Source organism: Nocardioides sp., assembly GCF_035429765.1.
Classification (GTDB): domain Bacteria; phylum Actinomycetota; class Actinomycetes; order Propionibacteriales; family Nocardioidaceae; genus Nocardioides.
In genome coordinates, this window is the sequence record NZ_DAOMFK010000056.1 from 1 (window position 1) to 12,577 (window position 12,577).

The window sequence follows — 12,577 nt, forward strand, 5'->3', positions numbered from 1 at the left end:
GGACCAGCTCGCGGGCCTGGTCCACGCGCAACACCGCGGGGAGTGAGCGGTGCGGCCTGGGCGACCCCAGAGCGGCGCCCGCGTCGCTCGGCGCCCGACCGGTGCGCACGAGCCAGGCCGTGAAGGTGCGGGCGGCGGTCGCCCGTCGGGCCAGCGTGGTGCGGGCCTTGCCCAGCGTCTGCTGCTTGGCCAGCCAGCTGCGCAGGCACCGGAGGTCGAGGTCCGCGGCGGCTTCCAGACCCATCCGGTGGGCGTGCACGAGCAGGTCGGCGACGTCGGAGCGGTAGGCGCGCACCGTGTGGGGGGTCAGGTTCCGCTCGGCGACCAGGTGGCGCTCGTAGTCGGCGAGGAGCCTGCTCATCGCCTCGGGCAGCTCTCCGGCTGGGTCCTCGGCGGCCATGGGCCGAGTCTACGAACGCGTCCGGTCGCTGCCGCGCCACCGCGCCGCTGACCGCACCCCGGGCCTCGGTTCACCGGTGGGCCGGCGGCGCGAGGCGCCAGCCGGCGGAGGACCGCTGGACCAGCCCCAGCTGGTGCAGGCGTTCCAGGCCCGTGCCGACCTCGGCCAGGCCGACACCGGCGGTGCGCGCCACCGACTCCACGGTCGCGGAGCCGTACACCGGCACGGCGTCCAGGACCTGCTGGTGCCGCAGACTGAGCGTGTCGCGGACCCGTGCGTCGCCCCGCCGGGGCCTGGTGAGGTGCTCGCCCGCGACTCCCACCATCTCCAGCACCTCCGCACCGTCGGTCACCAAGGTGGCGGCCCCGGAGCGGATCAGCTGGTGCACTCCCTGGGAGGTGGCACTGGTCACCGGGCCGGGCACTCCGAGCAGGGTCCGGTTCAGCCGCTCCGCCCAGTTCGCGGTGTTGAGCGCGCCGCTGCGCAGGGCTGCCTCCACCACCACGGTTCCGCGGGTGAGTGCGGCGATCAGCCGGTTGCGGGCCAGGAAGCGCAGCCGGGTCGGTGAGCAGCCCGGCGGCACCTCGGCCAGCACCGCCCCGACCTCCCCGATGTGGTCGATCAGCCGACGGTGCGCCTCCGGGTAGACCCGGTCGACGCCGCAGGCCAGCACGGCGACCGTGGGCCCGTCGGCGGCCAGCGCGCCCCGGTGCGCGGCCTGGTCGATGCCGAACGCTGCGCCCGAGACCACGCACACGCCGGCTTGCGCGACGCTGGCCGCGATCGAGCCCGCGACATCGGCGCCGTAGCTGGTGGCGGAGCGCGAGCCGACCACCGCGACCGAGCGACTCAGCGCTGCGAGCGGGAGCGGACCACGCACCCACAGCCCCAGCGGTGGTCCCCCACGCCGCTGCACCGGCTCGGCGCGAACCAGGTCGTCGCACCCTCCCGGCCAGTCGGTGTCACCGGGCACGACGAACCGGAAGCCGAGCCGGTCAGCGAGCTCCAGGTCGCGCGCCGGCTCGGACCCGGTCAGTCGGCCGGCGACGTCGTGGAACAGCGGGTGCTCCTCCCGCTGGGCGAGCAGACGGTCGCGCACCGTCACCGCACCGTGCTCCGCCACCGCCGCGGCGAGTCGGGGGTCTCCCGGCTCCGCCAGCCGGTGCAGCGCGAGGCGGGCCAGCCGTTCCTCCTCGGTCGCCCTCATCGTGCCCGCTCCAGCACGGCGACCGGCAGCGGCGCACCGGTGCGCAGTCGCAGCGCCACGTCCAGCTCCTCCTCACCGGGCTGGTCCGGGCCGTGCAGGTCGGCCACCGTCCAGGCCAGCCGGTGCACCCGGGTCGCCCCGCGCCGACTGATCCGGCCACCGAACACCTCGTCCTCCAGCTGCCGCTGCGCTGCGGCGGTCAGCGGCCACTCCCGGGTGAGCACCGGCCCCGGCGCCTGGCCGTTGAGCCGCCAGGCCCGGCCCCAGAAACGCTCGGCCTGCCGCGCCCGGGCCTGCTCCACCCGGCGCCGCACCGACGCCGAGGACTCGGGGACCGCCAGCGGGTCCCGCGCCTCGTGCAGACGGAGGGGCAGGATGTGCCGGGTGATGTCGATCCGGTCGACGAGAGGACCGGTGAGCTTGCGCCGGTAGTGGCGTCGGCTGGGCTCCGCGCACACGCACCCGCTCATCCTGGCGTCGGGGTGGAAGTTGCCGCACGGGCACGGGTTGCACGCCAGCACCACCATCCCCCGGGCCGGGAAGGTGGCGCTCTCCTCACCGCGGGCGATCGTCACCTCCCCGCTCTCCAGCGGCTGGCGCAACGCCTCGATCACGTCGGCGGCGAACAGGGGGAACTCGTCGAGGAAGAGCACTCCGGCGTGGGCGCGGCTGATCTCACCCGGGCGCACCCGCCCGGACCCGCCGCCGACCAGGCTGGCCTTGCTCGCGTCGTGGTGGGGGGCGATGAACGGCGGACGGAGAAGCATCCCGTCCCCCGGCTCCAGGGCTCCGGCCAGGGAGTGGATGGCGGTGAGCTCCAGCGCCTCCTCCGCGGCGAGGTCCGGTAGCAGCCCGGGGATCCGCTCGGCGATGCTGGTCTTCCCGGCTCCCTTGGGCCCGCTGAGCAGAAGGTGGTGTCCGCCCGCGGCGGCGACCTCGACGGCGTACCGGGCGTCGGACATCCCGCGCAGGTCGCTCAGGTCGAGCTCCTCGACCCTTCCCTGGCCACGCCAGGTCAGCAGGCGGCTCCCCGACATCGGAGCGACCGGGGGCGCCTCGGGCACCTCCTCCCCGCGCAGCTCCGCGACGACCTGGGCGAGGGAGCGCATGCCGAGCACCGCCAGGCCGGGCACCATGGCGGCCTCTCGCGCCTGGGTCTCGGGCACAAAGACCCGGCGGACCCCGCGCCCCGCGCCGGCCATCGTCATCGGCAGCACCCCGGGCACCGCACGCAGTCCTCCGGACAGGGTCAGCTCGCCCAGGAACAACGCGTCCTCCAACGGCTGGCGTGGGACGAGGCCGGCGGCGGCCAGCACGGATATCGCGATAGCGAGGTCGAAGTGCGTGCCGCGCTTCACCAGGTCCGCGGGTGACAGCAGGATCGTCACCCGGCGGGTGGTGGGCCAGCTCAGGCCGCTGTTCACTACCGCCATCCGGCACCGGTCCCGCGCCTCGTTCAACGCGACGTCCGGCCGCCCGACCAGGGTGGTGCCCACCATCCCGGAGGACACGTCGGCCTGGACGTCGATCAGGTGCCCGACCGCCCCCTGCAGGGCGATGGTGCGCGCCGTGGCGAAGGGCATCAGCCGATCCCCCTGACGTGGTCCACCGAGACCGGCCCGCGAGGCGGTCGCAGGATCGCCACCAGGTCGATCCGCACCTCCGCCGGGTGCACGTCGTGCTCGGTCAGCCAGCGAGCCGCCAGCCGTCGCAGCCGGGCGAGCTTCTGCGGTGTCACCGCCTCGTGGGGTGTCCCGCACCCGGTCGACGACCGGGTCTTCACCTCGCACAGCACCAGCACGTCCCCCTCCCGCAGCACCAGGTCGACCTCCCCCGCCGGGCACCGCCAGTTGCGGTCCAGAACGACCATCCCCTGCCCGACGAGGAACCGCGCCGCGAGGGACTCGCCGTACCGGCCCAGGGCCTGTCTGCTCCGCGTGAGCGGCGTCTGCTCCACGAGTGCCCACCTCCTGCCCGCAGCCTGGCCCGCGCCTCCCCCGTCTAGACCGCGGGCCGCGTTGAGCGGTGGAAAACCGGTCCTTCCGGCACGGCTGTGGACCGAATCGGGGCCGTTTCCCCGAAACCCCGGCACCCCCTGGTCAGCGTGGCTACCTTCCGAGAAGGAGACACGTTGGGGAAGGGCACAGTCATGGTCAGACGGCGCACCCGTGGGGAGCGCGGAGCGGTGGCGGTCGAGGCCGCCCTGGTCACCCCGCTGCTGTTCTTCTTCGTGCTCGGGATCATCGAGATGTCGCTGCTCATGCGTGACACCGTCGCCACCACCAGCGCCGTCCGCGTCGGCGGCCGCGTCGCCTCCGTCTCGGCCGGAGCCGGCCCGGGAGTGTGCCAGGCCAGCTCCAACCCGCCCCCCTGCGCCCCCGCGAGCACCCCGGCCCTGGCGCAGGCGGCGGCCGACGCGATCCAGAAGGCCGGCAGCGCGATGCCCAAGGACCAGATCGAGTACCTGCTGGTCTTCAAGGCGAACGCCAAGGGATACCCACTGCCGGAGGGCAACACCACGCTCTCCTGCAGCAGCAACTGCGTGCGCTTCGTGTGGGACGCGGGACTGAACAAGTTCCGCTACGCCAGCGGCAGCTGGACCTCCACCACGATCAACGCCTGCGTCAACCACGCCAACCGCGACACCGTGGGTGTGGCGATGGTCGCCGAGCACCCCTGGATCACCGGGCTCTTCGGCGACGGCGTCGAGATCAAGGAACGCAGCGTCATGAACTTCGAGCCACTGCCCAGCGAGCAGTGCATGCCGGGGACGCACCTGTGATGCGCCGCCTCCGGTCCCGGCGCGGGGAGGGCGGGTACGCCGCCATCCTCGTCGCGATGCTCAGCGCCACGATCCTGCTGCCGCTGTCCGCGATCGCCGTCGACGTGTCCCGGTGGTACGTCGAGGTCGAGCGGGTCCAGAACGCCGCGGATGCGGCGGCCATGGCCGGGGTCACCTTCTTGCCCATCGACCTGGCCAGCGCCACCTCGACCGCCAAGACCGTCGCGTCCCGGAACGGGTACACCGACGGCGTCAACGCGACGGTCACCGTCGCCATCGGTGACCGGCCCACCCAGCTCAAGGTCACCGTGGCCACCACCGTCGAGAACTCCATTGCCGGCTCGTTCACCGACAGCTTCACCACGATCAGCCGGTCCGCGGTCTCCGACTACAACGGGCCCGCCCCCATGGGTAGTCCGTGCAACACCTTCGGCAACGAGCCCGCCGGCACCGCCAACGCCGGGCCCGTGGGCAGCCAGCTCACCATCCCCTCCGGCGGTGCGAGCTGCACGAGCAACCCGATGTTCTGGGGCAGTGTCGACGGGCCCAGCATCTACAAGGTCGACGGGGACCAGATCATGACCCGTGCCTGCTCGGGGAGCGAGGACGGCTGCACCGGCGGCGTCAACGCCGAGTTCCGGCCGCAGGGCTACTTCTACATCGTGCGGGTCGCGCCGGGCGCGGTGGGGCTGCCGGTCACGGTGCAGGTCTACGACCCGGCGTACGTCTACACCGGGCAGCAGTGCGAGAGCAAGCCGGGCACCCCGAGCAACGACAACATGAACACCTACGCCAACACCGACGCCAAGACGCGCTACCGGACGGCGAGCACGGCGAACATCTTCTGCAACGGCGACACCCGGCTGACGGCGGTGTCCGGCGGCGACACGCCGACGGTCACCTCCTTCGGCATGCGCTCGCCGGTGGACACGTTCGTGCCCATGCAGGCCCCGCCGATGTCCAGCTGCGTGAAGCAGTACCCCGGCTACGACAGCAGCGCCGTCACCCTGAGCGCGCTCACGGGGACCAACGCGGCGTACAACCAGAAGCTGGCCTCGGTCTTCCACCAGTGGGTGCCCGTCTGCACCTTCACCCCGACCACCTCCGGGGACTACTACCTGCAGATCCGCACCAACGTGGCGCTCAGCACCAGCAACTACGACGGCAGGGGCGGCTACAACGGCAACATGGCCGTCTTCAACCAGACCGGCGACAACACCGCGGTCAAGGGCAGCGGCGCGAACACCTTCGCGATCCGGGCGATCTCCTCCGCGGCCGGCTCGGTGTCGGTCGCCGGCTGGGACCGGATGGGGATGTGGATGAACACCGACGCGGTGACCTCGACCTTCAACCTCGTCCGAGTGGTTCCCGCGGCGGCGACGAAGACGCTCGACTTCGAGTTCTTCGACGCCGGCGACGCGGCGTCCGGGGGCACGATCAAGGTCCTGCCGCCCACCGAGACCGCCATGTCGATGAGCGGCTGCACCGGGTTCGGGAAGGTCACCGGGACCCTGACCAACTGCCAGGTGACCGGGGTCTCCAGCTCGGCAGGCTGGAACGGGAAGTCGCAGCACATCAAGGTGCCGATCCCGGCGACCTACACCTGCAACGCCGCGAGCGCGGGAGGGTGCTGGTTCCGGCTGCAGGTCTCCTTCGGGGCCGCGACCGTGCACGACACCACGACGTGGGGCGCCCGCATCGAGGGCGACCCGGTGCGGCTGATCAAGTAGGCGCAGGGGCAGGGTCCCGCCGGCCGGGCCCTGCGGACGCTCACGACTTGAGCGGATCGATCTCCGCGGGGCTGAGCTCCTCCACGTTGACGTCCTTGAAGGTCAGCACCTTCACGTTCTTGGCGAAGCGGGCGGGCCGGTACATGTCCCACACCCAGGCGTCGCTCATCGAGACCTCGAAGAACACCTCACCGGCCTCGGTGCGGGCCTTCACGTCCACCTGGTTGCACAGGTAGAAGCGGCGATCGGTCTCCACGACGTACTTGAAGATCGAGACGACGTCGCGGTACTCCCGGTAGAGGGTGAGCTCCATCTCGGTCTCGTACTTTTCGAGATCCTCGGCACTCATCGGGGCTCCTCGGTGGCACCCGTCCCCGAGGGACGGTCCGGCGCGGTCATCGTCCCTCATTGTGCACGGCACCGGCAGGTTCGAGCCCGGCGGCCCGCCGGACGTTGACGAAGCGCATGCGGTGCTCGGCACAGGGGCCGTGGTCGGCCAGCGCGGCGTTGTGGACGTCGGTGACGTAGCCCTTGTGCGTGCGGAAGTCGTACGCCGGGTAGCGTGCGTCCAGCTCGGTCATGATCCGGTCGCGGGAGACCTTGGCCAGCACCGAGGCGGCCGCGATGCAGGCGGCCACCCGGTCCCCCTTCCAGATCGCCAGCCCTGGGACCTCCAAACCGTCCACGGGGAACCCGTCGGTGAGCGCGTAGGCAGGGCGCACGTCCAGCAGCGCCACCGCGCGGCGCAGCGCCTCGACGTTGGCCACGTGCATCCCCAGCCGGTCGCACTCCCCCGCCTCCACGACGACCACCGACCAGGCCACCGCGCGGCGCAGGACCTCGTGGTAGCAGCGTTCCCGGGCCCGCTCGGTCAGCAGCTTGGAGTCCGCGAGCCCGGGGACCACGCCGGCACGGCCCCGGGGCAGGATCACGGCGGCGGCGACCAGGGGACCGGCACAGGCTCCCCGGCCCGCCTCGTCCACCCCGGCGACCGGCTCGATGCCGACCCGCCGCAGAGCACGCTCGTAGCCGTACAGCCCGGCGTCACGGCGTACGGTCAGTCCCCGCGGAAGCTCACCCATGCGACCGCTCAGGAGGCGTCGGGCACGTCCGCGAACGTGTCAGGTCGAACAACCCAGCGGAAGTGGTCCCAGGGCCAGAGCACGACGAACACCTTGCCGACGACGAGGTCGACCGGGACGTACTCGTCGCCGGGCACGCAGTCGGTGGCGTTGGTCGGGCACATGTGCACCGTGGAGTCCGCCGAGTGGCCGCGGTTGTCGCCCATCACGAAGATGTGCCCGTCCGGCACCGGACCGGCGGTCCAGTCGCAGGTCCCGGTCATCGGCCCGTTGCACTTGGTGCGGCGGTCGTCGCGGACGTACTCGTCCTCGTTGAGGGGCTGGCCGTTCACCAGGATGCGGCCCTGCTCGTCGCAGCAGTGGATGGTGTCGCCGGCGACCCCGATCACCCGCTTCACGAGATGGCCCCCCTGGGGGTAGAGACCGACCTTGGCCAGCAGCGAGGTGAGCGTGTTCGGTGGACCGGCCGACTCGGTGGGCCCCAGCCAGTCGCCGGGGTCCTTGAACACGACCACGTCCCCGCGCTGGGGGGAGCCGCCGCCCCAGTAGGAGACCTTCTGCACGAGGATCCGGTCGTTCTTGACCAGACCCGGCTCCATCGACTCCGACGGGATGTAGAACGCCTGGACGAAGAACGCCTTGATGACGACCGCGAGCAGCAGCGCGATGCCGAGCAGGAGCACGGTCTCCTGCCACCAGGGGAGCTGCTTCTTGCCCTGGGGGGCCTTCGTCGTGGCCGTCGGGCCGCGCTCCTCGTCACTCACGCGCAGAGCCTAGCCAGTGACCGGTGCGGATCGGGCTCAGGCCTCGCGACGTTCCTTGATCTTGGCGGCCTTGCCCCGCAGGTTGCGCAGGTAGTAGAGCTTCGCCCGGCGGACGTCGCCGCGGGTGACGACCTCGATCTTCTCGAAGATCGGGGAGTTCAGCGGGAAGGTGCGCTCCACGCCGACGCCGAAGGAGACCTTGCGGACGGTGAACGTGCGGCCCACACCGGAACCCTGCACCCGGATCACCACGCCCTGGAAGATCTGCACCCGGGACCGGGTGCCCTCGACGACCTTGACGTGCACCTTGATGGTGTCGCCGGCCCGGAAGTCCGGGACGTCGTCGCGCTTGATGTCGTTGCCGAGGGCGGCGATGACGTTGCTCATGCTGTGCTCCTCGCGAGTGCCACAGGTCAGCCGCGGTGTCGGTGGTGGTGCTGGAGTGGCCGGCGCCGTGTCGACCGGGCGGGCACTCCCCCTGTGGCAGGAGTGTCGCGGGTCTCCCAACCCCGTGGCTGGGTCGACCCTTCGGTCGGCGCTGGACCAAGGACGAAGTCTGCCAGAGTCCCCCGGCTCCCACGAAATCCCTGGTCACCTCCTGGAACGTCAGACGGCCGGAGGAGGCGTCTCCTCGGAACGTGCGACGTCCTCGGGGTGGTCGGGTCGGCGGGTCTTGACGAGGGTGACCGCGCCGGGCGGTGCCTCGATGACGTGACGGGTCCGACGGTAGCCGGCGCGCCGGTACATCCGCTGGTTGCGCTCGCTGCGGGCCCCGGTGAACAGCGCGTACGCGGTCACCTCGGGCGGCGCCACCCCCTCGATGACCCCCAGCAGCCGTCGGCCCAGGCCCTGTCCCTGCAGGTCGGGGGCGACCATCAGCCGGCCGATGTCCCAGCGCCGGCCGTCGGCGCCACCGCGCCGGGCCCGCACAGCCCCGACAAGCCGGCCCCCTCGGCGCAGCACCAGCACCATCCACTCCCCCAGCCACTCCTGCACGTCGGCCAGCGACTCGTGGACAGCGGGGACCCACACGTCAGGGTTGTCCAGCTGCTCGGACAGCCAGCAGGCCCGCTGCAGCGTCAGCAGCTCGCCGGCGTCGGCCGGGACCGCCTGGCACAGCTCACCCTGCTCGTCCACGGCGCTCGCGGGCACCAGGTCGGGGCGGCGCGCGGCGGTCCGGCGCACGGCCTGGTCGCGGCGCCACCGCGCGATCTCGCCGTGGTTTCCGCTGAGCAGCACCGACGGCACCTCCAGGCCTCGCCAGTCGGGCGGCTTGGTGTAGACGGGGTACTCGAGAAGACCCTCCTCGTGCGACTCCTCCGCGAGCGAGGCGGCGTTCCCGAGGAAGCCGGGCAGCAGCCGCACCACGGCCTCGATGATCGCCAGCGCCGCCACCTCGCCACCGTTGAGCACGTAGTCCCCGAGCGAGACCTCGAGCACCTCCGTGCGGGTCCGGGCGTGGTCGACCACCCGCTGGTCGATGCCCTCGTAGCGGCCGCAGGCCAGGATCAGCCGGTCCCGGGCGGCCAGCGCGCGGGCGTGGGACTGGGTGAACGGGGTGCCCGCCGGGGTGGGCACGACGAGCGTGGCCGCGTCGAGGTGGAGCGCGTCCAGCGCCTCGCCCCACGGCTCGGGCCGCATCACCATGCCGGCGCCACCGCCGTACGGCGTGTCGTCGACGGTCCGGTGCCGGTCGTGGGTCCAGCCGCGAAGGTCGTGCACGTGCAGGTCCAGGATCCCCCGCTCGCGTGCCCGGCCGGGCAGCGACAGCTCGAGGGGGCGCAGGTAGTCGGGGAAGATCGTGACGACGTCGATCCTCATCGGTCGTCCTCGGGCAGCGGGGTGACCAGGCCCGGCCGGTCCGCCACCACCACCCTGCCGGCCGCGAGGTCGACCTCGGGCACGAGTGCGGCGACGAACGGCACGAGGGCGTCGCGCCCGTCGGGGGTCCGAACGGAGAGGAGATCCTGGGCGCCCCCGTGGACCACGGCGGTGACCTCCCCCAGCCGGGAGCCCTCCTGGTCGTACGCCGCGAGCCCGACCAGCTGGTGGTCGTAGTACTCGTCGGGGTCCTCGGGGGAGTCGCCCGGATCGAGCACCACGGCGAGCAGGATCCCGCGGGCCGCCTCCGCGCTGGCGCGGTCGGGGACCTCCGCGAACCGGGCCAGGAGGGTCGAGCCGTGCCACCGCGTGCTCACCACGGTCAGGCTGTGCAGCGCGCTGTGACTGCCGCTGGGCGGACGGGCGAGGAGCACGCTCCCCGGGGCGAACCGCCGCTCGGGCTCGTCGGTGTGGACGGCCACGGTCGCCTCGCCGCGGACCCCGTGCGGCTTCCCGATCCGCCCCACCACCACCTCGACGCCGTCCACGTGGGTCAGGGTAGAGGGTGCGCGCCTGGTGTCGGGTCGTCGGTCGGCGGCCGCCGCGCCGCGCGCCCCGGCGTACCTCTCGCTGGTCCCGCTTGCCCCACCCGTCACAGCGGGCGGGGCAAGCGCACCGAACCCCCGGGAGGGTCAGCGACGGCGGTCGACGTCGACGAAGTCGATGCGGGCGCCGTTACGCCCGGCGAGTGCGGAGAGGACGGTCCGGAAGGCGGTGGCGGTCCGGCCGCCGCGGCCGATCACCTTGCCGAGGTCGTCGGGGTGGACCCGGACCTCGAGCAGGGTGCCGCGGCGCAGCTGCTTGTCGCGGACGCTCACGTCGTCGGGGTGGTCGACGACGCCGCGTACCAGGTGCTCGAGCGCCTCGGCGAGCATGTCAGGCCTCGGGCGGCGTGCCGGCGACCGCGTCGGCCGCGGCCTCGGCGTTCTCGGCGGCACCCTCGGGGGTCTCGTCCGCAGGCACCTCGGCGGGCGCCGCCTCGGCCTTCTTGGCGGGCGCCTCCTCGGCCTTCTTGGCAGGCGCCTCCTCGGCCTTCTTGGCGGCGCGCTTGGTGACCGCCTCGGCCTTGGGCTCGTTGCCCGCCTCCTTGAGCGCCTCGTTGAAGATGTCGAGCTTGGACCGCTTGGGCTCCTTCACCTGCAGCGTCCCCTCGGCACCCGGCAGCCCCTTGAAGCGCTGCCAGTCCCCGGTGACCTTCAGCAGAGCCGCGACGGCCTCGGTCGGCTGCGCGCCCACCCCGAGCCAGTACTGCGCGCGGTCGGAGACCACCTCGATGTAGGAGGGGTCCTCCTTCGGGTGGTACTTGCCGATCTCCTCGATCACCTTGCCGTCGCGCTTCTTGCGGGCGTCGACGACGACGATGCGGTACTGCGGCACCCGGATCTTGCCCAGGCGCTTCAAGCGAATCTTGACGGCCACGTCTGTGGTGTCTCCTCAGCGGTTGTGTGTGGTGAGGACCCGCAGCCAGGTGGGGACCGGAGCGGGAGACCTCGGGTGGCGCCGCACGTCCGGATGAGAGGGTCCGGGCGCGCGGGACTCAGCGCGACATTCTGCCAGACCCCCTCGGGGGCCTGAAATCGGTGTCGCTCAGGCGACCACGCGACCGCGCAGCACGACTCGAGTCGGCGTGCGGAGCACACCCAGGTCCGCCAGCGGGTTCGCGGGGAAGACCACCAGGTCGGCGGGGGCGCCCTCGCTGAGACGCGGGTTCCAGCCCAGCCACTCCCGGGCCCGCCAGGAGGCGGCCCCGAGCGCGTACTCCGGGGGCATGCCCAGGTCGGCCATCGCTTGGACCTCGCCGGCGATGTTGCCGTGCCGGGTGACACCGCCGCCGTCGGAGCCGGCGTAGAGCGCCACCCCCGCGTCGTAGGCCGCCATGATCGTGGTCCGCACCCGCTGGTGCAGCGCCGTCATGTGCGAGGAGTACGTCGGGAACCGAGCCGCGCCGGCCGCGGCGTACTCGGGGAACTTCCCCACCTGCATCACCGTCGGCACGAGCGCGATGCCCCGCTCGACCATCGTCTCGACCAGGTCCTGGGACAGCCCGGTTCCGTGCTCGATGCAGTCGATGCCCGCCTCGATCAGCCCGGGCAGGACGGCCTCGCCGAAGCAGTGGGCGGTGACCCGCGCACCGTGGTCGTGGGCGACCCGGATCGCCTCGGCGAACGCCTCCGCCGGGAAGGACGGCGTCAGGTCCCCGTCCTCGCGGGAGATCCAGTCACCCACCAGCTTGACCCACCCGTCGCCGCGCTGGGCCTCCCGGGCGACGTACGCCGGCAGCTCGGCCGGCTCGACCTCGTGGGCGTAGTTGCGGATGTAGCGCCGGGTGCGGGCCAGGTGGCGGCCCGCACGGATCAGCCGCGGCAGGTCGTCGCGGTCGTGGATCCACCGGGTGTCGGCGGCGGAGCCGGCGTCGCGGATGAGCAGGGCACCGGCGTCCCGGTCCTCGAGGGCCTGTGCCTCGGTCTCGGCGTCGGTGAGGGCGCCGTCGTCGCCGAGGCCCAGGTGGCAGTGCGCGTCGACCAGGCCGGGGAGCAGCCAGCCCTCGGCGACGGTCTCGGCGCCGGCCTGGCGCTCGTAGGTGATCCGTCCGTCGACGACGTACAGCTCGGCGACCTCCCCGTCGGGCAGGACCGGTCCGGCGAACCTCAGCGCAGTCACGGCCCGACGTTACCGGGTGCTCACTTCAGGAGCTTGGAGAGTACGCACTAGGGGAACGCTGTGCCGTGAC

The 12,577-nt window shown here is 72.6% G+C and carries 15 protein-coding genes; 2 read left to right on the forward strand and 13 right to left on the reverse strand.

The window, feature by feature from the left end; all coding sequences use genetic code 11:
- The 4 genes from PLP61_RS07480 to PLP61_RS07495 all read right to left on the reverse strand — a co-directional run.
- Positions 1–400 (reverse strand): site-specific integrase (locus PLP61_RS07480; RefSeq protein ID WP_324501863.1); only part of this gene is annotated, 400 nt, incomplete at its 3' end.
- Between the two features lie 70 nt (positions 401–470).
- Positions 471–1,607: a DNA-processing protein DprA gene (gene dprA, locus PLP61_RS07485; protein WP_324501865.1), complete on the reverse strand. Its 1,137-nt coding sequence runs from the start codon at positions 1,605–1,607 to the stop codon at positions 471–473.
- Positions 1,604–3,190: a YifB family Mg chelatase-like AAA ATPase gene (locus tag PLP61_RS07490; protein WP_324501867.1), complete on the reverse strand. Its 1,587-nt coding sequence runs from the start codon at positions 3,188–3,190 to the stop codon at positions 1,604–1,606. Before PLP61_RS07490 ends, dprA begins: the two co-directional genes overlap by 4 nt.
- Positions 3,190–3,564 carry a YraN family protein gene (locus tag PLP61_RS07495; protein ID WP_324501869.1) on the reverse strand — a complete coding sequence of 125 codons (375 nt, stop codon included), beginning with the start codon at positions 3,562–3,564 and terminating at the stop codon, positions 3,190–3,192. Before PLP61_RS07495 ends, PLP61_RS07490 begins: the two co-directional genes overlap by 1 nt.
- A gap of 192 nt (positions 3,565–3,756) precedes the next feature.
- Between PLP61_RS07495 and PLP61_RS07500 the strand changes: the two genes are divergently transcribed.
- Positions 3,757–4,389: a TadE/TadG family type IV pilus assembly protein gene (locus PLP61_RS07500; protein WP_324501871.1), complete on the forward strand. Its 633-nt coding sequence runs from the start codon at positions 3,757–3,759 to the stop codon at positions 4,387–4,389.
- Complete coding sequence (locus tag PLP61_RS07505) at positions 4,389–6,119, forward strand: pilus assembly protein TadG-related protein (RefSeq protein ID WP_324501872.1); 1,731 nt, start codon at positions 4,389–4,391, stop codon at positions 6,117–6,119. The genes PLP61_RS07500 and PLP61_RS07505 overlap by 1 nt, the downstream gene beginning before the upstream one ends.
- 40 nt (positions 6,120–6,159) lie before the next feature.
- Here PLP61_RS07505 and PLP61_RS07510 read toward each other — a convergent pair whose 3' ends face one another.
- The 9 genes from PLP61_RS07510 to PLP61_RS07550 form a co-directional block, all read right to left on the reverse strand.
- The gene (locus PLP61_RS07510) at positions 6,160–6,468 is read right to left on the reverse strand and encodes a DUF2469 domain-containing protein (protein WP_324501874.1); all 309 of its coding nucleotides are present in this window, start codon (positions 6,466–6,468) and stop codon (positions 6,160–6,162) included.
- A 46-nt stretch (positions 6,469–6,514) separates the two neighbouring features.
- Positions 6,515–7,201, reverse strand: coding sequence for a ribonuclease HII (locus PLP61_RS07515; RefSeq protein ID WP_324501876.1), 687 nt, complete (start codon positions 7,199–7,201; stop codon positions 6,515–6,517).
- 8 nt (positions 7,202–7,209) lie between these two features.
- A complete protein-coding gene (gene lepB, locus PLP61_RS07520) occupies positions 7,210–7,965 on the reverse strand; it encodes a signal peptidase I (RefSeq protein ID WP_324501878.1) in 756 nt (251 codons plus the stop codon).
- Between the two features lie 36 nt (positions 7,966–8,001).
- Entirely contained in the window at positions 8,002–8,352 is a 351-nt protein-coding gene (gene rplS, locus PLP61_RS07525; RefSeq protein WP_324501880.1) for a 50S ribosomal protein L19, read from the reverse strand.
- 219 nt (positions 8,353–8,571) lie between these two features.
- On the reverse strand, positions 8,572–9,786 hold the full coding sequence (gene trmD / locus PLP61_RS07530) for a tRNA (guanosine(37)-N1)-methyltransferase TrmD (RefSeq protein ID WP_324501882.1): 1,215 nt from the start codon (positions 9,784–9,786) through the stop codon (positions 8,572–8,574).
- Positions 9,783–10,334: a ribosome maturation factor RimM gene (rimM, locus tag PLP61_RS07535; protein ID WP_324501884.1), complete on the reverse strand. Its 552-nt coding sequence runs from the start codon at positions 10,332–10,334 to the stop codon at positions 9,783–9,785. Before rimM ends, trmD begins: the two co-directional genes overlap by 4 nt.
- A 144-nt stretch (positions 10,335–10,478) precedes the next feature.
- Entirely contained in the window at positions 10,479–10,721 is a 243-nt protein-coding gene (locus PLP61_RS07540) for an RNA-binding protein (protein WP_324501886.1), read from the reverse strand.
- A gap of 1 nt (position 10,722) precedes the next feature.
- Entirely contained in the window at positions 10,723–11,265 is a 543-nt protein-coding gene (gene rpsP, locus PLP61_RS07545) for a 30S ribosomal protein S16 (RefSeq protein ID WP_324501888.1), read from the reverse strand.
- A gap of 168 nt (positions 11,266–11,433) precedes the next feature.
- Positions 11,434–12,507: an amidohydrolase family protein gene (locus PLP61_RS07550; RefSeq protein WP_324501889.1), complete on the reverse strand. Its 1,074-nt coding sequence runs from the start codon at positions 12,505–12,507 to the stop codon at positions 11,434–11,436.
- Between the last annotated feature and the right edge of the window lie 70 nt (positions 12,508–12,577).